General features: G+C 66.2%; 23 protein-coding genes and 1 tRNA gene. 3 read left to right on the forward strand and 21 right to left on the reverse strand.

Features of this window, described 5'->3' with window-relative positions; genetic code table 11:
• Positions 1-94 precede the first annotated feature (94 nt).
• Entirely contained in the window at positions 95-940 is an 846-nt protein-coding gene (locus tag AC1RNC_RS14070) for an MBL fold metallo-hydrolase (RefSeq protein WP_492887012.1), read from the forward strand.
• Between the two features lie 309 nt (positions 941-1,249).
• Positions 1,250-1,339, forward strand: a tRNA-Ser gene (locus AC1RNC_RS14075).
• Positions 1,340-1,706: 367 nt separating this feature from the next.
• Here AC1RNC_RS14075 and AC1RNC_RS14080 read toward each other — a convergent pair.
• From AC1RNC_RS14080 to AC1RNC_RS14130, 11 genes are all read right to left on the reverse strand, one after another.
• On the reverse strand, positions 1,707-3,209 hold the full coding sequence (locus AC1RNC_RS14080) for an NAD-dependent succinate-semialdehyde dehydrogenase (protein WP_492887013.1): 1,503 nt from the start codon (positions 3,207-3,209) through the stop codon (positions 1,707-1,709).
• 43 nt (positions 3,210-3,252) lie between these two features.
• Entirely contained in the window at positions 3,253-5,127 is a 1,875-nt protein-coding gene (locus tag AC1RNC_RS14085) for a hydantoinase B/oxoprolinase family protein (protein ID WP_492887014.1), read from the reverse strand.
• A gap of 10 nt (positions 5,128-5,137) precedes the next feature.
• A complete protein-coding gene (locus AC1RNC_RS14090) occupies positions 5,138-7,186 on the reverse strand; it encodes a hydantoinase/oxoprolinase family protein (protein ID WP_492887015.1) in 2,049 nt (682 codons plus the stop codon).
• Positions 7,187-7,245: 59 nt separating this feature from the next.
• Positions 7,246-8,403, reverse strand: a complete 1,158-nt coding sequence (locus tag AC1RNC_RS14095) for an iron-containing alcohol dehydrogenase (RefSeq protein WP_492887016.1) — start codon at positions 8,401-8,403, stop codon at positions 7,246-7,248.
• Positions 8,400-9,269 (reverse strand): isocitrate lyase/PEP mutase family protein, encoded by an 870-nt coding sequence (locus tag AC1RNC_RS14100; RefSeq protein ID WP_492887017.1) that lies wholly within the window; start codon positions 9,267-9,269, stop codon positions 8,400-8,402. The genes AC1RNC_RS14095 and AC1RNC_RS14100 overlap by 4 nt, the downstream gene beginning before the upstream one ends.
• Before the next feature lie 128 nt (positions 9,270-9,397).
• Positions 9,398-10,015 carry a 3-isopropylmalate dehydratase small subunit gene (gene leuD / locus AC1RNC_RS14105; RefSeq protein WP_492887018.1) on the reverse strand — a complete coding sequence of 206 codons (618 nt, stop codon included), beginning with the start codon at positions 10,013-10,015 and terminating at the stop codon, positions 9,398-9,400.
• Positions 10,016-10,017: 2 nt separating this feature from the next.
• Positions 10,018-11,427, reverse strand: a complete 1,410-nt coding sequence (leuC, locus tag AC1RNC_RS14110) for a 3-isopropylmalate dehydratase large subunit (RefSeq protein ID WP_492887019.1) — start codon at positions 11,425-11,427, stop codon at positions 10,018-10,020.
• Entirely contained in the window at positions 11,428-12,060 is a 633-nt protein-coding gene (locus AC1RNC_RS14115; protein ID WP_492887020.1) for an isochorismatase family protein, read from the reverse strand.
• A 17-nt stretch (positions 12,061-12,077) separates the two neighbouring features.
• The gene (locus AC1RNC_RS14120; protein WP_492887021.1) at positions 12,078-12,638 is read right to left on the reverse strand and encodes a cysteine hydrolase family protein; all 561 of its coding nucleotides are present in this window, start codon (positions 12,636-12,638) and stop codon (positions 12,078-12,080) included.
• 51 nt (positions 12,639-12,689) lie between these two features.
• Positions 12,690-13,037, reverse strand: coding sequence for a hypothetical protein (locus tag AC1RNC_RS14125; RefSeq protein ID WP_492887022.1), 348 nt, complete (start codon positions 13,035-13,037; stop codon positions 12,690-12,692).
• 33 nt (positions 13,038-13,070) lie between these two features.
• A complete protein-coding gene (locus tag AC1RNC_RS14130) occupies positions 13,071-14,246 on the reverse strand; it encodes a class I SAM-dependent methyltransferase (protein WP_492887023.1) in 1,176 nt (391 codons plus the stop codon).
• 323 nt (positions 14,247-14,569) lie between these two features.
• Here AC1RNC_RS14130 and AC1RNC_RS14135 point away from each other — a divergent pair, with 323 nt between their 5' ends.
• Positions 14,570-15,841 carry a purine-cytosine permease family protein gene (locus AC1RNC_RS14135; RefSeq protein WP_492887024.1) on the forward strand — a complete coding sequence of 424 codons (1,272 nt, stop codon included), beginning with the start codon at positions 14,570-14,572 and terminating at the stop codon, positions 15,839-15,841.
• Positions 15,842-15,908: 67 nt separating this feature from the next.
• Here AC1RNC_RS14135 and AC1RNC_RS14140 read toward each other — a convergent pair whose 3' ends face one another.
• The 10 genes from AC1RNC_RS14140 to AC1RNC_RS14185 all read right to left on the reverse strand — a co-directional run bounded on the left by AC1RNC_RS14140 (position 15,909) and on the right by AC1RNC_RS14185 (position 26,223).
• Positions 15,909-16,385 carry a VOC family protein gene (locus tag AC1RNC_RS14140; protein ID WP_492887025.1) on the reverse strand — a complete coding sequence of 159 codons (477 nt, stop codon included), beginning with the start codon at positions 16,383-16,385 and terminating at the stop codon, positions 15,909-15,911.
• Between the two features lie 3 nt (positions 16,386-16,388).
• Positions 16,389-17,423, reverse strand: coding sequence for a cupin domain-containing protein (locus AC1RNC_RS14145; protein ID WP_492887026.1), 1,035 nt, complete (start codon positions 17,421-17,423; stop codon positions 16,389-16,391).
• Positions 17,420-17,908 carry a cupin domain-containing protein gene (locus tag AC1RNC_RS14150; protein WP_492887027.1) on the reverse strand — a complete coding sequence of 163 codons (489 nt, stop codon included), beginning with the start codon at positions 17,906-17,908 and terminating at the stop codon, positions 17,420-17,422. Before AC1RNC_RS14150 ends, AC1RNC_RS14145 begins: the two co-directional genes overlap by 4 nt.
• A 77-nt stretch (positions 17,909-17,985) precedes the next feature.
• A complete protein-coding gene (locus tag AC1RNC_RS14155; protein ID WP_492887028.1) occupies positions 17,986-18,678 on the reverse strand; it encodes an acetoacetate decarboxylase family protein in 693 nt (230 codons plus the stop codon).
• Positions 18,675-19,346: a hypothetical protein gene (locus AC1RNC_RS14160; protein ID WP_492887029.1), complete on the reverse strand. Its 672-nt coding sequence runs from the start codon at positions 19,344-19,346 to the stop codon at positions 18,675-18,677. Before AC1RNC_RS14160 ends, AC1RNC_RS14155 begins: the two co-directional genes overlap by 4 nt.
• A gap of 27 nt (positions 19,347-19,373) precedes the next feature.
• The gene (locus AC1RNC_RS14165) at positions 19,374-20,717 is read right to left on the reverse strand and encodes an MFS transporter (protein ID WP_492887030.1); all 1,344 of its coding nucleotides are present in this window, start codon (positions 20,715-20,717) and stop codon (positions 19,374-19,376) included.
• Positions 20,717-21,733: a zinc-dependent alcohol dehydrogenase family protein gene (locus AC1RNC_RS14170; RefSeq protein WP_492887031.1), complete on the reverse strand. Its 1,017-nt coding sequence runs from the start codon at positions 21,731-21,733 to the stop codon at positions 20,717-20,719. Before AC1RNC_RS14170 ends, AC1RNC_RS14165 begins: the two co-directional genes overlap by 1 nt.
• 81 nt (positions 21,734-21,814) lie before the next feature.
• Positions 21,815-23,932, reverse strand: a complete 2,118-nt coding sequence (locus AC1RNC_RS14175) for a TonB-dependent receptor (RefSeq protein ID WP_492887032.1) — start codon at positions 23,930-23,932, stop codon at positions 21,815-21,817.
• 380 nt (positions 23,933-24,312) lie between these two features.
• Positions 24,313-25,272 carry a polysaccharide deacetylase family protein gene (locus tag AC1RNC_RS14180; RefSeq protein ID WP_492887033.1) on the reverse strand — a complete coding sequence of 320 codons (960 nt, stop codon included), beginning with the start codon at positions 25,270-25,272 and terminating at the stop codon, positions 24,313-24,315.
• A gap of 3 nt (positions 25,273-25,275) precedes the next feature.
• A complete protein-coding gene (locus tag AC1RNC_RS14185; RefSeq protein ID WP_492887034.1) occupies positions 25,276-26,223 on the reverse strand; it encodes a polysaccharide deacetylase family protein in 948 nt (315 codons plus the stop codon).
• Between the last annotated feature and the right edge of the window lie 2 nt (positions 26,224-26,225).

Here is a 26,225-nt window from a genome sequence, read left to right on the forward strand (position 1 = left end):
CAAACAGCCTAGAAACCGTCGAAAGCCGTATCGCCGTTCGCGGATGTTTAACGGCTTGGCCGCCATGGTGCCGGCCTCGGGCGTCTGAGGCAGATTGATGCAGCCGGAAATCATCGCATACCACCATCCCGCGACGGGGACGGTGACCTATCTGATCGTCGATCCCGCCACCTATCTCTGCGCCATTGTCGATCCGGTCCTGGACTTCGATCCCGTCACCGAGGCGGTGGACGCCAGCTTCATCAACCGGATCATCGCCGAAATCCGCGCCCGCGACCTGGGCCCGACCTGGATCCTGGAGACCGGCCTTCACGCCGGCCACCTGTCGGCCGCCGGTCATTTGAAATACGAAACCGGCGCGTCGATCTGCATCGGCGCCAAGGTCGTCGACAGCCTCAAGCGCCTGGCTCCCAAGTTCGGCGAGACCATGGTCGACCTGGACGGCTGGGACTTCGACAAGCTGGCCCAGGACGGCGACAGCTTCCCGATGGGCGGCGTGGAGTTCACGCCGATCGCCCTGACCGGCCGTCTGCCTGGCGCGGTCGCCTATCTGATGGGCGACGTGCTGTTCACCGGCGACCTGATGCTGGCTCCCGCCGAGGGCGCCGGGCGCTGCGACATCCCCGGCGCCGACGCCGGCAAGGCCTGGGACGACGCCCGCAAGTTCCTCAAGCTGCCGCCGCGGACCCGCATCCTGCCCGGCGTCTGCGCCGGCGAGGTCCGCGAGTCGACCGTGGCCGAGGAAAAGGCCGCCAACATCCAGCTGAACGACAAGATCGACCGGCTCGACTTCATCGCCCTGCGCACCGCCGCCGACGCCATCCTGCCCGACCCGGTGCTGGCCTCGGCCGCCCTGCGCGTGGCCATCCGCTCGGGCAAGCTGCCGTCCGAACCGGAAAGCGGCCCGCGCTTCCCGCCGGTGGATATCTCCAAGCTCTAGGCTTTCGTTTCGCGACGGCCCCGCGGCGAAGCGACGGAAAAACCATCGCCGTTTTCCGCTGCACTCAGATGATTCCGCGACCGAAAGGCAGAGAGCCTGTCCGCTTCGGATGTCCCATCCGAAACGGATAAACAGGCTCTCTTTCAAGAGTTTGGAGCATGGTGGCCGCCGAAACCGGCAACCACTTTCGGCTGTCATGCTCCAGGCGGAAAAAAGCTGGGAAGAAGGGCTTGCGTCCCAGCGGCGACGCCGCTAGGTATCGCGCCCTCGACCTCGGGCGGTTCCAAAAACCGCTCGGAACGGCGGCCTGGAGAGGTGGCAGAGTGGTCGAATGTACCGCACTCGAAATGCGGCGTGCCTGGAAGGGCACCGTGGGTTCGAATCCCACCCTCTCCGCCAGCCACCATCGTTTCCGCATAAAATACAGCACGCTCTTCGGAGCGCCCGTTGCGTTGGCCAAAATTTGGTGCGCGCGACTGGTATACGCGGATGATTTCGTCATCTGCGGCCCGCCCAGCGGAGACGCTGGAAAGTCGGGCTAGGGACCGCCGCCGTGAGCGGAGTAAGGGCCCGCTGGAGTCGGACGCCTGACCGCGTGAAAAGGCTCTATGCGAACTGGTCGGCTCGACAGCCTGAATGTCCAGTTTCTGGAGGTGCGCCGATGGAAGGCGTCAGTTCAAGGTCATGCACGGGCATCAGCACAGGTCCGCCCCAGATCCCGGTAAATTCGCGCGCCTGTGCTCTATCTGCCATCCCAGCCGGCGATTTAATTGAGGTCGATCTTGGCGCAGACAAGCTTCAGGTCGAGGTAGTCCTCCAGTCCATATCGCGACCCCTCCCGTCCCATGCCGGACTCCTTGACGCCGCCGAATGGTGCGATCTCGGTCGAGATCAGACCGGTATTCAGGCCCACCATGCCGCACTCCAGGGCCTCGCTTAGTCGGACGCCTCGCGACATGTCCTTGGTGAAGACGTAGGCGGCGAGCCCGGTCGAGGTGTCGTTTGCCATTCGGACGGCCTCGCTCTCCGTCTCGAACCGCGTGATCGCCGCCAGCGGCCCGAACGTCTCCTCGCGGTTCACCAGGGCGTCCAGCCGCACGCCGACGAGCACGGTCGGCTGGAAGAACAACGCACCCACGACCGCCGACTGGCCGCCGGTCAGGATGCGCGCGCCGCCTTCAACCGCATCGGCGATGTGAGCGCGGACCTTGGCGACGGCGCGCACATCGATGAGGGGCCCCTGGTCGAATTCACCTGTCAGGCCGGCGCCAAGGCGGAGCCCGCCGACACGCTCGGCCAGGGCGGAGGCAAAGCGATCGTGGATGCCCGCCTGGATGAAAAACCGGTTGGCGCAGACACAGGTCTGGCCCGTATTGCGGAACTTCGAGGCGACCGCGCCCTCCACCGCAGCCTCGATATCGGCGTCGTCGAAGACGATGAAAGGCGCATTGCCGCCGAGTTCCAGCGACACCCGTTTGACCGTCGCCATGCATCGTGCAGCGAGCATCTTCCCGACTGCCGTCGATCCCGTGAAGGTGAACTTGCGGACGCGAGGGTCGCCGGTCAGCACCTCGCCGATCGGGGCGGCCTCGCCCGTGATCACGTTGAACACGCCGGGCGGGACGCCCGCTTCCTCGGCGAGCTTCGCAAGCGCGAGCGCCGACAGGGGGGTGAGCTCCGAAGGCTTGAGAACCATCGCGCAGCCAACCGCCAGGGCCGGCCCGGCCTTTCGCGTGATCATCGCCAGAGGGAAGTTCCAGGGCGTGATCGCCGCCACCACCCCCACGGGCCGCCGCAGCACCGTGAGCCTTTTGTCCGCGGCGTGCGGGGTCAGGACATCGCCGTTCACGCGACGCGCCTCCTCGGCGAACCATTCGAGGAAGCCCGCGGCGTAGGCGACCTCGCCTCGGGCCTCCGCCAACGGCTTGCCCTGCTCGCCGGTCATGATCCGGGCCAGATCCTCGGCGTGCGCCAGCATGAGTTGGGACCAGCGGCGAAGGACCTCGCCGCGCGCCTTGCCGGTGAGCGCCTGCCAGCCGGGCATCGCATCCCGGGCGGCGGTCACGGCGTCCATCGCTTCAGCTGCGCCGAGGTTGGGGACGTCGCCGACGACCAAGCCGTCCGCGGGGTTCTCGACCAGGATTCGGCTCTCGGCTCCAACCCACGCGCCGCCGATGAACGCCTCGCTACGGACCAGGTCGGCACGCTGCAGACCAGGAATTCGGCTGACATTCCGCACGTTCACACCCACCCCCATGTCCTGGAACATCTCCACCGTCCGGATGCTCTCCCCGGCTTGCATCGCCGCGAGGTCACTCGGCGGCGAGGCGCGTCGGCCGGATCGGCGGCTTGGGAGCCTCCAAGCCGGTCTCGGCCAGGCAGTTACGGCGCAAGGTCTCCAGGTCGGGACCGTAGTTGAACACGCCCTGCTCGGCGGGACGCGCGGCGCGCATCCGGGATCTGAGCGCGGAGGTCGCGCTCGCGTCCAGTCCGCCGTCCGCGATCACCACGCCATAGCGGCGGGCGCCCTCGACCGTGACGAGGCCTTGCGTCACTTCCAGCGCCACAAGGGACGGATTGCGATCCAGGGGATCGCCCCAGCCGCCACCACCCCAGGTGATGAAATGTAGGCGGTCGCCGGCCTCGACCGGCACATCCTCGACCTTGTTGCCAACGACGGTGGTCGTACCATCAGCCTTTTCCAGGAGCTTGCGCGCGCGAGCTCCCGGTTCGCCGCCGTTCACGCCCCAGGGCGGGATGAACCAGCGATCATCGTGGATGGCGATCGTGCCGGGCTCCAGGAACCGGTAGGTCATGTGGATTCCGTTGCCGCCTCGATGAAGACCGGGGCCGCCGGAGTCGGCCACGGTCTCGTAGCGTTCGATGACGAGCGGGAAGTAGCGCTCCAGGAACTCGTTGGGCACGTTGGTGAAGCCCGGCCAGAGCGAGTGGCCGTCCGGGCCGTCGCCGATGGGCCGGCCGGGGATGCCGCCGAACCCGATCTGGAAGAGCTGGAACCACTGCCCCTTGGCGTCGAAGCCCGAATAGAAGAGGTGCGGCGAGGACGAGAAGCCCGCCGCGGTCAGGAACTCGGGCGTCTTCTGGCCGAGCAGCCCTCCCAGGATGTCGAAGATGCGGCCGAGCGCGTGAGTGCGCCCTGAAAGCGCAGCGGGGAAGGCGGGCTTCAGCAGCGAGCCTTCCGGGATATGCACCTCGATCAGGTCGTAGAAGCCGTCGTTGAACAGGATCTGCGGGTCGAAGACCATGATCATGTAGATGCCGAAGAACATGCGCAGCATGTTCTCGTTGAGGAAAAAGTTGATAGAGGCCTGGCTCTGGGGATCGGTGCCGGAGAAGTCGAGCACGACCTTCTCGCCCACGCGCTGCATGGTGCAACGGATCTTGTAGGGCCCATAGCCGAGACCGTCGTCGCAGACATAGTCTTCAAAGCTGACCGCCTCCTCGCTGACTGAGGTCAGGATCAGCTGCTTCATGGCGCGATAGTTGCGGGCCAGCAGCTCTTCGGTGGCGGACACATAGACGTCGTCGCCGAAACGCTCGGCGAGCTCGATCACCCGGCGCGAGGCCACGCGGCAAGCCGCGACCAGGGCGTTGAGATCCGCCGCGCACCAATCGGGCTTGCGGGTCTGGTGCATGACCAGGCGGATTAAGTCCTCGTTGTAGACCCCGGCTTTCCAGATCTTCACGGGCGGGATGCGGACACCCTCCTCGAAGATGGAGCGGGCGTCGATGGGCATGGAGCCCACCACCTTGCCACCGATGTCGGACTGGTGGCCGAACATCGACGTGTAGGCGATCAGCCGGCCGTCCTTGAACACCGGCAGCAGCACCAGCCAGTCGTTGGAATGACTGATCGCGCCGCCGACCGAGTAGGGGTCGGAGAGGAAGATCATGTCGCCGTCCTCGACCGTGCCCTCGAAGCCTTCGAGAAACGGGCCGATGTAGGAGCCGAACTGGCCCACGACCATGCGACCCTTGTGATCGGCGATCAGGGGGAAGGCGTCGCCTTGCTCGCGAATGCCGGGCGACATGGCCGTGCGCACCAGTGTGGCGTCCATCTCGACGCGGGCGTTGCGCAGGGCGTTCTCGATGACCTCGAGGGTCACCGGGTCGATGGCGATCTTCTCGAACGGCGTCGAATTGCTCTGGATGATCGTGGCGGGCATGGTCTGCTCCTCAAGCCAGAGTGATCAGGATGTTGCCGATAGCGTCGACCGTGCCGACGCAGCCGAGCTCGATCAGGGTGGTGGAATCCATCTCGGTGACGATCGCCGGCCCCGGAATCACGTCGCCTTTGCAGAGCTTGGCGCGCTCATAGATCACAGCCGGGTGCATCCGCCCGTCGATCCAGAGCTCATGGTCGCGGATCTTGGCGGCGATGGGGTCGCCGGTCCCCTGAGGCGGCTCGGCCGCCGGAAGGTCCAGAGCGGTCCCGAGCGCCACGGCCCGCAGGTTCACGAGCTCGTGCGGGGTATCCATCTTGAAGGTGAAGAGCCGTTGGTGCTCCTCATCGAACCTCGAGGTCACGCCAGCCAGGCCATCGCGCCGCAAGGTCTCCGGATCAATGGCGAGCGGCACTTCGAAGGCCTGTCCCTCGTAGCGGACGTCGATCTCGAAGAGCGAGGTGATCTCGGCCTCGGGCAGGCCGTCCGCCATGAGTTCGTCGCGGGTTTGGCGCGCCATCTCCTCGAGCAGGGCGATGACTTCCTCCGACGTCGTCTGGTCGAATCGCCGCGAGAACGAGCGGGCGGTCTCGGTGCGCATCCGGGTGGTCGCGTCGCCAAGCGCGCAGAGCACCCCCGGGGAAACCGGCGAGATCGCCGGCCAACTGCCCATCAGGCGGGCCACGGCGTTGACGTGCAAGGGACCCGCGCCGCCAAAGCCCATGAGGGCGAAATCGCGCGGATCATAGCCCTGCTGGACCGAGATCATGCGCAGAGCGCCGAACATGTTCTCGTTGACGATGTCGATGATGCCGCGCGCGGCTTCATAGAGCCCGATGCCAAGCGCGTCGGCGATTGTCTGCACGGCGCGGACCGAGCCTTCGCGGTCGAGCTTGAAGGTCCCGCCGAGCAGGGCCTCGGGCAAATAGCCCAGAACGACATTGGCGTCGGTCACGGTCGGAAGGGTCCCGCCCTTGCCATAGGCCACCGGTCCGGGCACGGCGCCGGCCGATTGCGGGCCGACGCGAAGGGCCTTGGTCAGTTCGGGAACATAGGCGATGGAGCCGCCGCCGGCGCCGACGGTCTTCACGTCCAGAGCCGAGGCGCGGACCGAGAGGTGGCCGACCTCCGTCGTGCGGACGCGGCGCGCGTCCAGGTTCTCGATCAGGGCGACGTCCGTCGACGTCCCGCCGACATCCAGGGTGAGGATGTTGTGGATGCCAGCCTTCTTGCCGACCCAGAGCGCGCCGGTGACACCGCCCGCTGGGCCCGACATCAGGAGCGACACCGGATGGTGCTCGGACTTCTCCGACGACATCAGACCGCCGTCCGAACGTAGCAGGGAGAGCTTTCCGGCCACCCCCGCGTCGCGCAGCTTCGTGCGCAGATTGCGGACATAGCGTCCGACGATGGGCCGGACGCTGGCGTTCGCCACCGTGGTGAGCGTGCGTTCGTATTCCTGCATCTCGGGCAGGACCTCGTGGCTCAGCGAGACCGGAACATCGCCCATGATCTCGGCCGCCAGCTCGCCGACGCGCCTTTCGTGGGCGCCGTTCAGGTAGGCGTTCATCAGGGAGACCGTGATCGCTTCCACGCCCTGGGCCTTGAGGCCTTCGAGCACCGTTCGTATTTCGGCGTCGTCGATGGGTTCGAGCTCAACGCCCTGGGCGTCCATGCGGCCGCCGATCTCGAAGGTGTCAACAAGGGCCGCGAGCGGCGAGGGTTTGTTCCACACCACCCAGCCGGCCAGGCCGCCCGGTACGAAGCTGCGGGCGATCTGCATGATCTGACGGTAGCCTCGGGTGACGATCAGGCCGACGCGCGCGCCCTTGCCTTCCAGAACCGCGTTGGTGGCGACGGTCGTGCCGTGCAGGAACACCTCGATGTCGGCCGGCGCGACGCCCGCGGCCTCGCAGATGGCGGTCACGCCATTCAGGATTCCGACGGAGCTGTCGGCGGGCGTGGACGGCGTCTTGTGCCGCCAGAACGCGCCAGTCCGCTCCTCGAGCAACAGCAGGTCCGTGAAGGTCCCGCCGACATCAACACCCAATCGATACGCCATTCTGATCTGCTCCCGAGGACGGGGTCGCCCCTGCCCCTTCGATCTGTCGGTTCGACGCCTCAGAGCGCCTTGAGATAGAGGTCCACGGCGTCTTGGTGGCTGACGTCGCGGGGGTTGTTCACGAGTAGCCGCGAGACCTTCATGGCGTCGGTCGCCATGCGCTCGATGTCCTGGCGCTGGACGCCGACCTGGGTCAGGCTCTGTTCCATGGGCATGTCGGCGACCAGCTGGGCCATGGCGGCGACGAAGCCCGCGGCGGCGGACTCGGTGGTGGCGCCTACGGCTCGCGGAGCGACCACGCGGCACAGTTCGGCGTAATGCGCCTGGGCGGCCTGTTGATTGAAAGCCAGCACCGGCGACAGCACCAGCGCGTTGCTCAGGCCATGCGGCACGTGGAAAAGGCCGCCGATGGGATAGGCGAGCGCATGGACCGCCCCCACCGGCGCGTTGGCGAAGGCCATGCCGGCCAGCAGCGAGCCCTGCAGCATGGTGCGGCGGGCGTCGACATCGCGCCCGTCGGCCACGGCGGCGCGGATCGAGCCCGACAGCAGTTCCAGCGCCTTCAGCGCCAGGCTGTCGGAGACCGGATTCTTCTTGATGCGGCTGGTATAGCCCTCGATGGCGTGGACCATGGCGTCGATGCCGGTCATCGCCGTGATGCGGGGCGGAAGGCCGAACGTCAGGGTCGCGTCCAGGACCGCGATGTCGGGATAGAGCAGACGGGAAACGACGCCGACCTTCTGGTCGTCCGGCGTGGTGACGATGGCGATGGAGGTGACTTCCGAGCCGGTGCCCGCGGTGGTCGGAACCTGGATCAGCGGCAGGCGCGGGCCGCGCGCCCGTTCCACGCCATAGGCCTGCGTCAGGGTCTGGCCGCCGGGGCCCGCCAGCAGGGCGACCAGCTTGGCGGTGTCCATCGAGCTGCCGCCGCCGAGACCTATCACGCCGTCGGTGTCGCGAGCCCTGGCGAACCGCGCGGCGGCCTCGATCGAGGCTTCTGGCGGGTCGGCGAGCACATCGCGGAACAGCTCGACGGGCAAACCCGCAGCCTTGAAGCTGTCAAGCGCGTCGTCCAGGACGCCAAGCTCAAACAGTCCGCGGTCGGTGACGATCAGTGGCCGCTTGATCCCGAGCTCGGCGGCGAGCTGGCCGAGCCTGCCGCTGACGCCGTCCTCACAGAGGATGCGTGGGGTGGTCTCGAAGGTGAAGCCGGTCACGCCTGTCCCCCCCACTTGCGTTCGAAGGCCCAGACCTCCTCGAAGCCGATCAGGCCGCAGAACTCCTTGAAGTCGAACATCGGGGTCGCCGGGTCGGCGCTGACGCCCGTGGTCTGCAGTTTGACGAGCGCCGCCTCCATCGCGGCGGCGCCGACCAGACTCGTCATCGAGGGGTAGATGGCGAAGGCGTAGCCAATGTCCTTCAGCACCTGGGCCGGCAGGATCGGGGTGACACCTCCATCGGCCATGTTCGCCATCATCGGCGCGTCGATGGTCTCGCAGGCCCGGCGCATCTCCTCTTCGCTTTGAGGCGCCTCGAAGAAGATGACGTCGGCGCCGGCCTTCCGGTAGGCCTCGGCCCGCTTCAGGGCCTTGTCCATGCCCTCGCTAGCCCGCGCGTCGGTGCGGGCGATGATCAGACAGTTCTGCTTGTCCTCGCGGGCATCCACGGCGACCCGGATCTTGTCGACCATGTCCTCGAGCGAGATCACCCGCTTGAAGGGGGTGTGGCCGCACTTCTTGGGAAATTCCTGATCTTCCAGCTGGATCGCCGTGACGCCGGCGGCCTCGTAGCCGCGCACGGTGTGATGCACGTTGAGCAGGCCGCCGTAGCCCGTGTCGGCGTCGGCGATGACCGCGCCGTTCGACGAACGGACCACGGTCGCCATGCGGTCGAGCATCTGGCTGTAGGTGGCGATGCCCGCGTCGGGCAGACCATAGGCCGAGGCCGTCAGCCAGTAGCCCGTGCCATAGACCACCTCGAAGCCAACCTTCCGGCAGATGGCGGCGGTAATCATGTCCTGCACGCCCGGCGCGACAAAGAATTCCTTACGGTCGAGCTTCCGCCGGATGATGGGATCGGCCATCTGACAACCTTGCAACGGCGCCGCGCGAAGTCCGCGACGTCCCGAGACTTAGGCCAGTGGCCGGAATTCGCGCGGACGGAGGCGAGACTATCCGCGATGCGGACAGCCCCGATGCGCGCGCGCCGCGATCACTCGTCCGCATAGAGCCAGGAGCAGCGCTTTCTCTGCGCGTCTTCGAAGGCGGCGATGGATTGGCCCCGCGTCCGCGAGATCGTGGCGATTTCGTCCCAACCGTTCAGCAGAGCCTCCCGCCGCCAGCCATCCACCCGGAAGGCGATGACCCCGCCGTCGGCGGTGCGGATCTCCTGGTGTTCGAGGTCCGCGTCCAGCGTTTCTCCCGCCGCGGCGCGGGCCGTCAGATCGGCGCGCTGTTCGGGCGTGACCACCACGGGCAGCAGGCCGTTCTTGAAGCAGTTCGAATAGAAGATGTCGCCGAAGCTGTCGGCGATGACGCACCTCACGCCGAGATCGACCAGGGCCCAGACCGCGTGCTCGCGGCTGGAGCCGCAGCCGAAGTTCGATCCGGCGACGATGATCTGGGCGCCCCGGAAGGCGGGCTGGTTGAGCGGGAAGTCGGCCTTCTCGGTCTTTCCGTCATCCGCGTAGCGCCGCTCGAAGAAGGCGTATCGGCCCAGGCCGGTCTTGCTGGTCAGCAGCAGGTAGCGGGCCGGGAAGATGATGTCGGTGTCGATATCGCGCTCGAGCAGGGGCGCGGCGATCGAGGCGATGCTGACGAACGGCTCCATGGTCAGCCGATCTCCCGCACGTCGACGATATGCCCGGCGATCGCCGCGGCCGCGACCATCATCGGGCTCATCAGGTGCGTGCGCGCGCCCGGGCCTTGCCGGCCCTCGAAGTTGCGATTGGAGGTCGAGGCGCTGCGCTGGCCCGGCGCGAGGCGGTCGTTGTTCATGGCCACGCAAAGCGAGCAGCCGGCGTCGCGCCATTCGAAGCCGGCTTGGCGGAAGATGAGGTCCAGCCCCTCGGCCTCGGCCTGGCGCTTGATCGTGCTTGAGCCCGGGACGACCAGGGCTGTGACGTGCTGAGCCACGCGCTTTCCCGCCACGATCTCGGCGGCCGCCCGAAGGTCCTCGAGGCGGCTGTTCGTGCACGATCCGATGAAGGCGTAGTCGATGGAAATGTCCTGCAGAGCGGTGTCGGGCGTCAGGCCCATATAGGCGAGCGACTTCAGGACGCCTTCTCGCTCCGGCTCGCTGGCGGCGCTGTCAGGATTGGGGGTCCGGCCCGTGACCGGCAGCACCATGTCCGGGCTGACGCCCCAGGTGACTTGCGGCGCCAGCGCGCCGGCGTCGATCTCCAGCACCCGGTCGAAGCGCGCGCCCGCGTCACTGGAAAGCGTGCGCCAATAGGCGACGGCCTCGTCCCAGAGGTGGCCCTTGGGCGCGAAGGGACGGCCTTCAACGAAGGCGAAGGTGGTCTCGTCGGGCGCGACCATGCCGATCCGGGAGCCCGCCTCGATCGTCATGTTGCAAAGGGTCATGCGCGCGGCCATCGACATGGCCGAGATGGCGGCGCCCATGTACTCGATCGCATAGCCGGACGCGCCGCCCGCGCCGATGCGGCCCACCGCGGCCATGGCCAGGTCCTTGGCCGAGACGCCCGGACCGAACGCTCCGGTGGTCCTCAGCGCCATATTGCGCGACTTGGACTGGCGAAGCGTCTGGGTGGCCAGCACACATTCGATCTCGGAGGTGCCGACGCCGAAGGCCAGCGTCCCGAAGGCGCCATGCGTGGCCGTGTGGCTGTCGCCGCAGACCAGCGTCATGCCCGGCTGAGTGAACCCCTGCTCGGGCCCGACGACGTGGACGATCCCCTGGCGTGGGCTCTTGGAGCCATAGAGGGTGATCCCGTGCGCGTTCGCATTGTTCTCCAGCAGTGCGATCTGGGAGCGCGCGAGAGGATCGGCGACTGGCTTGTCGCGATCCTTGGTCGGGATGGCGTGGTCGACCGTGGCGAGTTGCGCCATGGGCCGACGAACGCTCGCGCCGCGCGCTTCCAGGCCGGAGAAGGCCACGGGGCTGGAGACCTCATGGAGGATCTGGCGGTCGATATAGAGCAGGCAGACGCCATCTCCCTCGTCGGCCACGACGTGGTCGTCCCAGAGCTTGTCGTAGAGCGTCCTTGCCAGCGCCGACATTCAGGTCTCTCCCATCAGCGCGATCGCCTCGCGCTCGGTGACCACCTCGCCGTACTTGGCCCGCAGGTCGAACAGGTTGGCCTCGTGCGGCGCGCGGTGACGGTCGCCGCAGGCGTCGCTGACGACGAAGGGCGCGAACCCATGCTGCATGGCGTCCAATGCCGTGGCGCGGACGCAGCCGGACGTGGAAAATCCGGTGATGAGCAGGCAGTCGACCTTCATGGTCGTCAGGGTTGCCGCGAGCGACGTGCCGAAAAACGCCGAGGCGTACTGCTTTGAGACGACGGTTTCGGTCGGCAGCGGCTGAAGGCTGGCCGGGAAGGCGCCCGCGGCCGAACCACGGTCAAACAGCTTCAGCGCCGGAACCTTGCGGTAGAACAGGCCGCCGTCGGCCCCGCCCGGCTGGTAGACGACGTTGGTGAAGATGACCGGCACGCCCGCGCCGCGAGCCGCGGCGACCAACCGTTCATTGCTGGCCAGCGCTGTCTCGAAGGCCGGGTCGTGGAGCGGCGATCCAGGCGCCAGATAGGCGACGACCACGTCGACGATCAGCAGCGCGGGACGCTCGCCGAAAGGCAAGGCGCCGTCGAAGGCGACGGCGTAGTTCGCATCTAGGTCGTCATGCCCGGTCATGGCCGCCGCCCGTCCGATCAGAACGGCAGGTCGGCGGCGGAGACCACCTGGGCCTGGCGGGGGAACACCTTGTCCATGAGCGTCTCGTGGATCTGCGGATCGGCGTCGGCGCAGCCGTCGCGGACCACCAGCAGGCGATAGTCCTGGTCGGCGGCGGCGCGGACCGTGGACAGCACCACCCCGCCCGTGGCCACGCCCAGCAGGACCAGGGTGTCGACGTCCCGCGCGTTGAGGATCGGCTGCAGTTCAGTGCCGTAGAAGGCGCCGACGCGGTGCTTGACCACCACGAACTCGGTGTCGAGCGGCGCCAAGCGCGGGTCGATTTCGCTGGCCGGATCGGTCAGCTGCATGCGGCCGGCCTTCTTGATCGCGCTGAACATCTGGTTGCGGTCGCTGACTTCCGGATGCCCAGGGCGAAACGCGACGCGGATGAAGATCACGGGAAGGTTGGCGGCCCGCGCCCGCGCCAGCACGTCGGCCGCGGTGGCGACCAGTTCATTGTTGTTGGGCAGGGCGCCGATGATGCCCGGCTGGAAGTCCATGAACAGGACGGCGGTCCTGGGGCTAAGCTCTGACATTGATTTCCTGAATATTTTTAAGTCACGGTTGCCGACGGTCGCCCCGCGCCCCTATGCGGTCGTCGATTCGACGTCCTCGATGACGGCCGCATAGGACTGGGCGTTCATCCGCCGCTCCAGAGCCTCCCGCTCCTGGTGGACAGCGCGCAGGACGATATCGAGGAACCGGGCGCGCCAGTGGTCGCGCGCGGCGCGGGCGGCGTCGTCGGGCGCGTAGGCGTCCAGAGCCGCTCGGCTCACGGGCTGGTTGGTCTCCAGCAGACGCTCCAGGCTGTCGATGCGATCGCGCATGACAGCGACCTCACCCGCCAGCGCCATCGTCATCGAGAGCACCTTGTCGATGCCGGGGTCGGCGAAATAGCGCGGCCGCTCCCCCTTAGCGCCTTGTTGCAAGTTCATAGAAAAACTCCCGAGATCTAATGGACGCGGCGTCTATTTCTGGACGCCCCAGATGTACCAGGCCCCGCCGCCGCCAAAGTCGCCGCCCTGGAACACCTTGGTGCGCTGGGCGTCGGCGGATTCGTAGGCGCTGGGCTGCAGGCCCTCGAACGCCTTGGCGCCTTCGAAGCCGGTTTCCTCGGCCATGTCGGCCGGAACGATCTCGTGGCTGGCGCCCCAGAAGGGCTCGTTATTGTTGCGGGTGTCCCAGTCGAGCATGAAGGCGTCGAACGGCTCCAGCTGGCGGTAGGGCGGGGTCTCGGTGTGGGCCACGACCCCGCCGGGCGACAACAGGCGGTTGGTCTCGCGCATGATGTTGCGGATCGCCACGTGGCTGGTCTCGTGCACCAGGATGTGGCTGACGATCAGGTCGAAATAGCCGTCCGGGAAGTTCATCTTCTCGGCGTTCTGCTGGCTGTAGTGAACGGGCTTGCCCAGCGACTCGGCGCGGGCATGCGCGTAACGCAGCATCGGCGCGCCGACGTCGACGCCGTAAACTTCGGCGTCCGGGTAGGCGTCGACGTACGAGAGGGTCGAGTGACCCACGCCGCAGCCCATGTCGAGGATCCGGCGAGGCTTCAGGTCGGGGAACCTGGCCTTGACGAAGTTGGCGGTGCTGTCGCCGATGTCGGAGTTCAGCGGCCCCATGCGGCCCATCACATAGACATAGACCGCGCGGTCGTAGACGGCGCCGTTGGCGATGTCCTCCTCGGCGAACTCGGTGTGGTAGCCGCCCGGCATGCAGTGGATGTCGACCAGACGGTGATAGCGCGGCGCCTCGAGCGTCGGATCCAGGGTCAGCGAGCCCTTCGAGCCCGAGGCGTTCCTGAAGGCGTCGATCAGGGACGGCAGCTGGCGTTCGACCGGGACCTGCGCCGCCTTCCACATCATTTCCTGACTGTTGCGCTGCATCGCGCTCCAGAACTGGTAGTAGGGTTCGCCCGCCATGGCGTGTTGGACTTCGCGATAAGTCTCCGGCTCGCGGCCCTTGGCCTGCTTAAATTGCGGCTGGGCGCGCACCTGATAGGCCGCCTTGATGCCGAGGCTGACCGTCGACGCCAGGTGGAATTTCAACGACTTCACGAACTCTTGCCGCGAATATTCCTCCGACGTGGTTTCGGGCAAAACCGCGTGAGCAAACTGTTCGGTCAGTTCTCCGGTCACAGCCATATTCGTCACTCCAACATCAGTCATTGCGGAAGGCCAACGGCGTGTGGGCTTGAGGAAGCAAGGCCTGCGACTTGATGAGCCCACGCCGGCGATTTAGCGACGACCGCTCGACGCCGAGCAATGCCGGACCGCGAAACTGTCCGGACCTCGGATAAATCTGCGAACGACATTGTGGTTAGGGGCCGCGCGAACAGGCTGCCTGGCATGGCGCCTCGGGGGCGCTCCACGGCGCGCGCGCCCTTCAAAGCCAGGATGGAGACCGGAGAATGGCTCACAGCGAATCCCATGATTCAGCGACAAGACGGGTCGACGCCGAGGACAGGATGTCCCGCGGCCCGCTCACCATGGTGTGGTTCTCGCTTTGCAGCGCGATCTTCTACCTGCTGCTGGGCGCGACCCTGGCCACGACCTTTGGAACGCGCGACGCCCTGATCGGGACGTTTCTCGGCGTCGTGGCCCTGAGCGGTCTGGGCTACATCTTCTCGCGCTTCGCGATCCGAAGCGGCGAGAGCTGTTACCTGCTTTCGCGCAGGATATTTGGAACGCTGGGAGCCTCCCTCGCCACCCTGATCTTCGCGGTGATCGCCATCTACTACGCGGTGTTCGAGAGCGCGGTGGTGGCGGCCGCGGCGGTCAAGGTGTTCAGCGCGATCAATTACTTACAGGCCTGCGCGATCATCGCCGTCTACAGCGTCGCGCTGGCGGTCGGCAGCATCCAGAAGTGGCTGGACAAGCTGAACGCCGTCCTGCTGCCGATCTACGTCATCGGCCTGATCGCCGTCGTGGCCATGTCGATCCATCGCTTCGGCTACTCGCATGCCTGGCTGAACATCCCGGCCGCCAATCCCACGCCGGCGGGCTGGTGGTACTGCTTCATCGCCGTGTTCGGCATGCAGCTGCTGATGATGATCACGCTGGACATCGGCCGGTTCGGCAAGATCGAGGACATCGAGCACCACTCCAGGATCACCTTCGGCTTCCCGTTCTATGTGGTCACCTTCCTCGTAAACATTAGCGTCGGCATCTATCTGGCCGCCAGCGCCAACATGGCCGTGGTTTCCGAGACGGCGGTGATCGACGTCTGCCTGACGGTGCTGGGCGGGCCGCTGGGCCTGCTGTTCATCTGGGTGACCCAGACCCGGATCAACACCGCGAACTTCTTCCTCTCGTCGAGCAATCTGCAGGCCTTCCTCCGCGACGCCTTGCGCCTACGCGCGCCCCGGCTGATCTGCACGCTGCTGGTGGGCGCGGTCGTGTTCGCCTTCACCGCGGCGAGCGAAGTGCTGAAGTACATACTGATCGCCGTGAACTATCAGGCGGTGATCCTGACGGCGTGGGTGGGCGTGGCCCTGGCCTACATCACCTCAAGCGCGATCTCGCCGACGGACACGCCCGAGGCCGTGGAAACCCGGACCTTCATCCCGCGAGGCCTCGTCGCCTGGTTCGCCGGCGCGGCCGTCGGCCTGACGATGATGGCTAGCGGCGGGATAGTCGCCAGCTTCTCTTCGCCGGTGACGCTCGCGATCACCTTCGGCCTCTATCGCCTGCTGGGCCGGGCCGGGAGCCAGGCCCAGCTGGTCAGCGAACGCACCTGACAAGGAAAACCCCCGAGCGCGCGCGGGCTTGGGGGTTTTGGAAGAACGCTTAAAGGCGTCGCCAGCCTCAGGTCACCCGGCCAGGCGCGGGCGGTTGCTGCAGCTCCAGCACGATGCCGTCCGGGTCGAGGAACTTCACGGCCTTACCGTCCGAATAGTGCTGCCCCTCCTCCACCGCCACGGTGATCACGTCGCTAAGGAAGATGACGCCGCGCTCCTTCAACCTGGCGACCGCCCCCTCGATGTCGTCGACCTCGAAGCCGATACGGGCGATGCCGCGGCCGCGCGAGGAGGCGTCGGTCGGCTCGCCCAGCGGCTGCAGAACCTCGATCAGCTCGAAGATCTTGCCCTTAGGACCAACGCCGATGAGCGCGATGTTGAGCCTCATGTCGGTGTCGGGCATGCCGCACACCTTGCCGAGATAGGTTCCGCCCCAGGCGTCCGAACGGCTGACGAGCGCCAGACCGAGAACGTCGCGATAGAAGTCGATCGAGCGATCGATGTCGCTCACGAACAGGGTCGTGTGATGCAGGTCGGTGATCATGGCTCAGCTCTTCGACTCGTCGTCTTCGGAACGCACCCAGCTGGCGCGGAAGCGGCTCTGCCGGCCTCGGCCCGCGGGCGCGCGAGGCACCTCGGCGTCGGGCTCGTCGCCGCCCCAGCGAACGCCCTGCGGCGAGGCGCGATAGGCCTGGTAAGCGGCCGACGCCTCCTGTTCGGCCGCATAGGGATGCTCGTTCCAGGGGATGTGGGCGGCCGGTTCGTCCCAGGGAGTCTCGGCGATGTAGCGCTCGCAAAAACAGCGTCCTTGCGGGTACTCGCGCGTCGGCCATGGATAGCCCATGGGACCGTCGGTGTGGCACAGGATGAGGGCGCCGCTGCGCGAGACGAAAGGCGCGTGGTACCATTCCTGCGGGTGGGAGACGACGCTGCCGGCGCCCATCTGGCCTTCGTTGACCAGCAGGATGTCGCCGCTCAGAACGATAATCTCCTCCCAGCATTCGTGGTGAACGTGCTCTAGGTCCGCGATCGCCTGCGGCGAGATGTACTGGAAGCGCAGGAACCCGCCGGGTCCGCCGTCGAAGCCCTCGCCGCTCGGGCCCGGCACGGCGTCAGGCGCGCGCAGGGACTTGTGCATCACCCCGTGCGACCCCGGCACGCTGTTCACCCACTCGATCTTGTCGGTCTGGATCACGCGGTTGCGCGTCACCGGGTACGCGTAGGCCGGCATGTTCGGGTTCCAGAACGCCAGGACCAGGGCGCCGGAGACGGTGCTGATCTCCCCGCCGCCGCAGAGTTGCGGGGCGTGGATGTAACCGCTGACGCCGACCGACGACCCGTTCAGCGCCAGGTCGCCCCGCAGCACGAAGAACTCCAGCGAGGCCGCCTTGCCGTCCGTGCGGGTGCGAAAGCCCGACGGCAGTTCGCAGACATAGGTGCGCGAGCCGCTGTGGGCGTCCATGCTCATGAGCGAGCCGCGCATGCCTGCGATGAGGTCGGGCGCGTCGAGCGCTTCGCGCTCGAGCGACAGGAAGTTGTAGAAGGCCGGCTCGTCGCGGCGATAGTGCGCCGACCTGCTCATTGGCCGCCCTCGGCCCGGCGCACGCTATCGGCCAGCGCCACCGGATAGCCCGGGTTGGGGATGCAGATGCAGAGGTGGCGAAACGGCTTGTCGCCCAACACCTTCCACTTGATATGCGCCCCGCGCGGCAAGAGGTAGATGCAGCCGGGCTTGGCGACGACCGTGCCGGTGATCGTCATCATCGGCGCCAGGTGATAGGTGACCTCGCACTCGCCCGAAGTCACATAGTGCAGTTCGTCGTGGAACATCGCCCAGCTGATGTCGTGGCCCGGCAGGAACTCCTCGAAATTCACCTGGGTGGCGGGTTCGTCGATGCCGACATTGATCGCCTTGTTCATCACCCCGTCGAGCATGGGGAAGGAGAACAGCGGCGCCTTTTCCAGGTCGCTTTCGTCGACCTGATACATGCGAAAGCGCGAGTAGGCGATGGCGCTCGAGGCCGTGTAGCCGAGCGTGTTTTCCGGCGCGTCGTCTTGTTTGGACATCTCAATGCTCCTCGGGAAACGGGAGCGTTGAGACTAGGTCGGCCGGGCTGGCGGGCGGCGCGGAAAGGGGCGGCTGATCACCTGCCGGAGACGAGCCGCGATCCACCCAGGTCGATGCCGAACTCCATCAGGTAGGCCGACGAAACGGTCACGGGGCCCAGCAGCGCCGCGGCGCCTCCGGCCAGGGTCAAGTCGGCGTTCGCCTCGCGGATGCGATGGATCACGTCTTCATTGTGCCACTCGAGGGTGACGTCGGGCTGATCGGCGAATTGGCGCACGCCGTAGACGCGCAGGAACTTGCGCAGCGGGGTCGTTTCAAGATCGACCTCCTCGCCCGGACGAACGACCATCTCGATCTCGCGGCGACCGCCGCGCGCCACCCAGCCGCCGACCGGCGCGCGTGACGGCCACACGAGGCGGGCGACGCCCGCGGGCACGCGGCCGATCTCGATATGGGCGTGCTCGCCGACCCAGCCGCTCAGGTGCGCGTGCCGCACGATCTGGCGCGAGTTGAAGTAGGCGGCGGCGAACCAGGTGCCTTCTCCAGCCGGCCCATCGCACGGGATGGCGATGTTGGCCTCCAGGAACGAGCGCTCACGGACCGTGCTGGTCTCGCTGTAGAGCGAGCACCACACGAGATAGATGAAGGCTCGGTCGGCGATGGCCGTCAGGGGCGCGGGCAGCAGCTTCGCCGCGCGGCCCGGTTCCAGCTCGCAGACCGCGGCGAGCGAGGTCTGGCCGCAGGCGCGTTTGATCAGAGGCTGGCTCACAGGCGTTCTCCGCCCTCAAGACCGTAGACGACGCCGAACGACCAGGCCTCGCCTCTTACCGCGCCCGACCAGCCCATGCCTTCGCCGAAGGTGGCGCTGCCCACGCCCGTCCAGAGGTCGGCGGTTCGTGGATCAAGGGCGGGTACGAACCACAGGCCGCGATCGATGGAGTCGCCGGGCGTCGTCACGTCGCCATAGCGGATCCTGTTGACCCAGCGCAGCAGACCGGCGGGCGTCCTGGCCTCCGGCCGTTCGAGGGTGATGTCGAGGTCGACGATGGGCCGGCCGCCGATGGTCCGGGCCGTCGCCGCGCAATGCCGGCCGGGCGCGCCGCCCTCGTAGTTTGGGCAGGCCGCGTGAAACCGGGTCATCTCGACGTCGGCGACGGCCACGCCCCGGTCGCTCTTGGCGCCCGAGAGCATGAGGTAGGGATAGTGGAACGCCGTCGCCGGCTCGCCCCTCGCCTCGCAGCCATAGCCGATCGCGACCTCTGTCCAGAGCGCCCTCTGAGGCTCAAGCGGCTCCTTGGCCCAGAGGTCGAGGTCGATGGAGTCGGCGAACAGCAGGACCGCCGGGCCCGTGCGCGGACAGGTCGGATCGACGATCAGCGCCTCGAGACCTTCCGGAGGCTCGAAAAGCAGCACAAGCAAGTCCTGGCCAATCTGCATCGTTATGCCTCGCTCGACAGGTGACGCCTAAGCCTGGCCCAGCCAGACCGATCGACCAACGGCGTCGCGATAGGCCTTGATGGTCAGCAGCACGATGATCCCGGCCACGACCGTCGCGACGGTGTTGACCGCCATCAGGCCCAGGCCGACGCCCTTCGGTCCGTGGAAGAAGGTGTCGGACAAGAAACCGACCGCGAAGGCGCCGCCGCCGAGTGAGACCAGGCCGGTGACGAGAGTAAAGAGGCCCGTGACCTGGCCCCGCAACTCATTGGGCGTGATCTCGTTGAGCCCCGCCAGCGCCGCGACGTAGGACCAGGTCCCGGGGATCGTGACCAGGATGAAGCCGAGATAGGCCAGCGGCGCCGTCGGCCCCACGCACATCAGCGCCCCGCAGGTCAGCACGACCACCGCCTGGAACGCGATCACCAGCAGGGGGCCGTCCCGGCGGCCACGCTTGCGCAGCCAATTCAGCACCCACCCGGCGCTCAGGCTGCTGAAGACACCGATCGGCAGAAAGCCGACCCCGAAGGCGACGCTGACTTCGCTGGCGCTCCAGCCATAGCGCCGGATGAAATGCGTCGGCAGCCAGGCGAGCTGGGCATAGACCGTGATCATGATCAGGGCCGCTCCGCTGATCACCGCCAGATACGAGAGACGGTTCTTCATGAGGGTCGCCTTCAGGGACACCGTAGCCCCGGTTGCGACCTCGCCCTTTTCCCGACGAACGGGCTCGCGCACCGTCGCCAGGGCCAGAATGGCCAGCAGCAGGCCGGGCACGCCCACGAGGACGAACACGATCTCCCAGTTCTTCATCCCCGCGAGGACCGTCCAGCCTAGTCCCTTCACGAACCCGGAAAGGTGCAGCGCCACGGCGCCCAGAAGATAGGCCAGGCCGATGCCGAGCGTGCTGCCCAGCATGAAGACGCTGAAGGCGCGCCCCCGGCGCTCGGGTGGGAAATAGTCGGCGATCAGCGACGCCGCGGAGGGCGAAACGCTGGCCTCGCCGATCCCCACGAACACGCGGGCGATGAAGAAGCTCATGAAATCGCGAGCGTAGGCGCACAGGATGGTGGCCACGCTCCACACGCAGATGCCCGCGGCCAGCAGCGTGCGCCGGCTGTAGCGGTCGACGAACCAGCCGAGCGGTATGGCGAACAGGCTGTAGGAGACGCCGAAGGCCGCGCCTTGCAGCAGGCCCATCTGGGTGTCCGTCAGACCGAGATCGGTCTGGATCGGGATGACCAGGATGCCGATGGCGATGCGGTCCAGGATCGCGAACGCGTAGGCGAACGCCAGGATGGCGACCACGTACCAGGCGCGGACGGGCGAGGGCCAGGGCGCCGCGCCGTGGGGGGCGCTCTCGGTGGTCATCACGCGTTCCCGCCGATGAGTTCCGGGTTCGGCAGGATCACGACCTTGCCGTCGCGCGCCGAGCCGCTCTCCATCTCGTGGCGCATGGCGTCCTTGAAATCATGGAGCGGATAGGTCGCCGCGATCTTGGCGACGAGCGCGCCGTCGGCGGACCAGTTGGCGAGGGCTGTCATCATCTTTTGCTTGTCGTCAGCCGACAGGTCCGCCTCGAAATACGGGGTGCAGAACCCTCGCAACGTCAGGTCTCGCATCAGGAAGAGATCGCCAGCCACCTGGCAAGGTTGACCCGACATCATGCCATAGACCGCGAGCACGCCGCCGATATCGAGGCTCTCGGCCATGCGGTTCGTCGCCGTTCCGGCCACCGCGTCGATCCCATAGCGAATCTTCGCGCCGCCGGTGGCGGCCGAGACGCGGTCCCGCAGGTCGTCGCCGTCGAGCAGCACCTGGTCGGCGCCCAGCGCCAGCAGGTCGGGAATGAGTTCTTCGCGCCGGACGACATTGACGGTCTTCAGGCCCAATTGCTTGGCGATGCTGATGTTGAACCGGCCGCAACTGGAGTTCGCCGCGTTCTGAAGGACCCACTCGCCGGGCTTCAGGTCCATCACCCGCGTCATCATCACATAGCTGGTCGCGCCATTGATCGGCATCAGCGACATCTGCACGGGATCGCCGTGATTGACGGCCTTGGTCAGCTTCTCGGTCTTGACCTTGACGTACTGGCTGAAGGTGCCGCCGCGGCGGGGAAGAAAGACGCGATCCCCGATCTCGAAGCCGCCGTCGACGCCGATTTGGGCAATGCGCCCACAGGCTTCGATGCCGGCCATGGCCGGCGGCGGGGGCGCCCACTGGGGCAGGCGCCCTTCCATGTAGAAGAGGTCCGCCATGTGGATCGGCGAAGCCTCGATCTGCACGATCGCCTCGTCGGCCTGAGGGTCACCGAGATCGATCGTGTCGAGTTCCGCGACCTCGAGAGGGGCGCCGTTGCGCTTATAAACGACCGCCAAGGTTTTCATTGGGAAACTCGCGAACTCTAAGGAAGCACGGTTGGGTTCAGCCCCGGGGCGCCCGCCAGCGGGCGTCCCGGGGCTAGAGGACTAGTAGTTGAACTTGATCCGAGCCATCACAATGCGTGGGTCGGCGGGATAGCCGGCCACGGACGGCGAGGTTGCGTTGGCGACTTGCAGGACGGCGGCATAGTACTTCTTGTTCGCCAGGTTCTTCCCCTCGACCGAAAAGGTCCAACGGCCATCCGGCGTCTGGTAGGCGAACGAACCATTGAGCAAGCCTTGCGCGCCGGTCTTTTCAAGGTCGACGGTGTTCGACACGTTATTCCAGTAGCCGGACATGTAGGTCCAGCCGCCGTTGAGACGGATCGTGCCCCGGATGTCCAGTTCAGGCGTGTAGGTGAAGCCGGCCGAGGCCTGGGTCGGGATCAGCGCCTTGATCTCCCGATCCTGACAATTGACGATCTTGGTGAAGGCGTCACTGCACGAGAACGGCGCGGTGTACTTGCCGTTCTGGTGTGAGAAGGACCCGTAGAGCTCAAGTTCGCCGTTGGGCCGATAGTTGGCCTCGAGCTCGATCCCCTGGACCCGCGCGCCCGTCGCGTTCGACGTGAACGTGTTGACCGTTCCCGGGAAATAGACTGGCAGTTGCAGGCCATTGTATTCGGCACGGAACAGCGCTCCGTTCAGGCGGAAGCGGTTGTCGGGCGTCTGGTACTTGAAGCCGGCTTCGTAGCTTTTGACCTTTTCCGGATCATAGGCGATCGGGCCGCCCTCGACGCTCGTGCCCGTATTGGTGTTCGGCGCGATGGCGTTGTAGCCGCCGCTCTTGAACCCCTTGGTGAAGGACACGTAGGTCATGAACGACGGCTGGATCTGCCATTCCAGACCGATCTTCGGCGTCCAGGCCTTCCAGTCCTGCTTCGCCGCTTGGCCGTAAGGCCGTTGCGTGTAGTAGGCCTGCGTGAACTTGGTCTGCTCGTAGGTGTAGCGAAGCCCGCCCGTCAGACCGACCGTGTCGGTGATCTTAAAGGTCCCCTGGGCATAGGCCGCCGCGGCGTCCGTCTTGCGATACAGGTTCTTGGGCGGCGAGGTTATGGGCTCGAAGTCGTTGGCGTTCTCGTTGAAGTAGTAGACCCCGACCACGCCCTTGAACCGCTCGGTGTCGTAGCTGGCGTTGAACTCCTGGCTCCACGTCTTGTCGTGAATATCGAAGTCGATCAGGATCGGGACCGTGTTCGTCACCATCACCAGCGGAATGATCAGCCGGTTATCCAGGCGGCGATAGCTGCTGATGGAGTTCAGGGTCCAGTCGCCGGCTTCGTAGCTGGCCTGCACTCCGACGCCCCAGGACGTCAGGTTGCCATAGTGCCTGCCAGTGATCTCGGTGGTGAAGGGATCGCGGTCGGGCTTGGCGAGCGGAAAGGTGACGCCGGGGTAGTTGGTGAGGTTAACGCCCGTCAGGGCGTGGGACTTGTCCTTCGTATAGTCAGCGGTCGCCGTGATGGTGAACCTGTCGGTGGGCGTGTAATGCAGCTTTCCGCGCGTCGAGATGAGGTTGCGGTTGTTCAGCTTGTCCCCGGTGATCGTATTCTCCACGAGCCCGTCGCGGCGGCGATAAAGGCCGCTGATCGAGGCGGTGAGATTTTGCGCCAACGGACCCGCGACGTAGGCGCGGGCGTCAAGGGTGTTGAAGCTGCCGTAGGCGATGTCGCCGGACGCCTCCAGCGCCGCGCCGGGCGTCTTGGTGATGATGTTGATTGCGCCGCCCGAGGCGTTGCGGCCGTAGAGGGTGCCCTGCGGCCCCCGCAGCACTTCCACCCGATCCACGTCGGAGAAGTCGAACAGCGCGCCATTGGTGCGCGGCATGTAGACGCCGTCCACATAGATCGCCACCGCCGGATCGGCCAGGATGCCGGAGTTGTCCTGACCAGCGCCGCGAATGTAGATCCGGGCGGCGTTGGACACGGCGGTCGGCGGCGAAATCAAGGTGTTGGGAATGCTGGTGCTGAGGTCGCGAACACTCGAGATTTGACGCCTCTCGAGGCCTTGGGCGGTCAGGGCGGTCACGGCCACGGGCGAGCGCTGAAGGTTCTCGGATGTACGCTGCGCGGTGACGATGATTTCTTCCAGGGCGCTATGATCATCTGACTGATCCTGAGCCCAGGCTCCAGACGCCGTAAGCAGCGCCCCCGCCGAAACCGACACGAAGATTGCCAAACCAGTACAAACCGAGTATTTACAGCCATTGATCTTAGCCATGATCCTACAATCCCCTTATATCTGGCTTATATTGATGCGTTTTTATTGGTCCGTAACTTAAAACACGAGATGTATATGGCGTACGCCAGCGCCAACTAATGATCTCATCACGCAGAATATGTGCGGGTTTTGGGATTGGAACCTGAGATGAGGTAAATGATCGTCTATCGGATACGCCCCGGATCCATAGACAGAAATCGCAAGAACCACGCCCGCGAGACGAAGCTCAACGAGTGTAAAAGGCCCAAAGAATCCACAACCTCTCCTTGCTTTAAGCTCGCCGGAGCACTCAAGGCATCTAGATTCCGGGTACGATTTTCCTTGCCTTAGCCTTTGGCGTCCGGGGCGGGGCGAACCGGGCTCGAGCCTTCGCTGACCGCGAACATGTCGGCGGCCTCGGCGGCCGTGACCGCCGCGAAGCCACTCGCGCCGGCTAGGCCGGTGAGCATCCGGCGCAGGGACGCGATCCGGAACGGCTGGCCGGCGACATAGGGCGTCAGGGTGAATCCGAGCATCCGACCGCCGAAACGCTCAGCGTCCTTCGAAAGATAGGCCTGCGCGGCCAGAACCTGGTCGACCCATTGGTCCTCGGTCTGGCGTCGGTCGCTCAGAAGCGTGCGATCGTCCAGTTCGTTGGAGATCGGCAACGATAGGATCGCGCCCGACGGCGTCGTCATCGGCAACGGAACCTCGTCGGGCTCCCAATCCAGGCAGACCTCGAAGCCCGCGCCGGCAAGCAGTTCCAGCGTGGAGAACGACTGCTGGCGCGCCGGGCTCATCCATGTCCTGGGCGCAAGCCCCACCCGGGCGAAGGCAGCCTTGGTCTCCTCGATCCAGGCCTTCTCGGTCTCGCGGTCCAGGCAGCCCCAGTGGATGTGGTCGGTGTCGACCCCGTAGGCGGCGATCTCGTGGCCGTCCTGCAGGATCGCCTCGATGAGCGGCCTCACCCTTGGCAGCAACACGGCGTTGATCGGAAAGGTCGCCTTGAGGCCGTGCGTCCTCAGGGCGTCGAGGATGCGGAAGACTCCGACGCGGTTGCCGTAGTCGCGGGTCGTGTAGTGGCGCAGGTCCGGATAGGGCGTGACCATCGCGCCCGGGTGTTTGAACGGCTTGCCCGATGGATTGAGCATATGGTGCTCGATCGGCACGACGATGACGCCCAGCACCGAAGATCCACCCGGCCAGGCGACCCTCGGCCGCGCGCTCGCCGGCCGCCAGTCGTACAGCGACTGGTCCATGCCGTAGGCGCGGTGCGGATAGTTCAGATAGTCGTCAGGCATCGGCATGGGTCAGCCCTCCGCTGGGCCGAAGCCGGTCCCGCCGGTCGCCAGGCCCCTGGCCTGGATGTCGGCGACCGTCTGGTCCCAGTACTGCTCACGATAGGCTTGGGCGATCTCGGCGGCGGTCGCGAACCAGACGTCGGAGCCGTGGCCGGCGATGTGGCTCAGCGCCTCTTCGAACGCGCCAATACGGTGCGGCTGGCTGACCAGATAGGCATGCAGCGGAATGCACATCACCGTGCCGCTGCGCTCGCCCTCCTCCAGCAGCTGGTCGAAGTGCCGCTTTAGCACCTCGGCGTAGCGCCAGGGATCCATGGTGAGCGCGCCATAGGCGATGACGTCGTTGACCTCCAGCGAATAGGGCATCGAGATCAGGCGCCCGCCTTTGGTCTTCAGCGGCTGCGGCTGGTCATCCTGGAAGAGATCGCAGGTGTACCAGAAGTCGTATTCCGCCAGCAGGTCGAAGGTCCGCTCGGTATGGGTGAGCGCCGGCGCCAGATAGCCCCGGATCCGCTGCCCGGTAGCGTTCTGGATCGAGCGGATCGAGTCCTCGATGATGGCCCGCTCCTGAACCTCGTCCATGCCATAGGCGTAGCGGGTGTTGTAGATGCCGTGGGAGAAGAACTCCCAGTTGCGCGCAACACAGGCCTCGATGATTTCCGGATGATGGTCGATGAGCGCGGTCGACAGGGAGATCGAGCCGCGCAGGCCAAATCGGTCCATCAGATCCATCAGCCGCCAGTGTCCGACGCGGTTGCCCCAGTCGCGCTGGGAGTAGCCTACGACATCGGGCGATGGCTTGGGCCAGCCCGGTCGCGATGGATTCTTCGGCGGATCGAACTCGTAGAACTCGATGTTGGGTGCGATCCAGAACGCCAGCTTCTTGCCGCCTGGCCACACGATCTTGGGACGGTCCCGGTAAGGCCAGTAGTCGTAAAGGTTCGGATCGGCGCGCATGG

Source organism: Caulobacter sp. GW822-FHT01G02, from assembly GCF_058802865.1.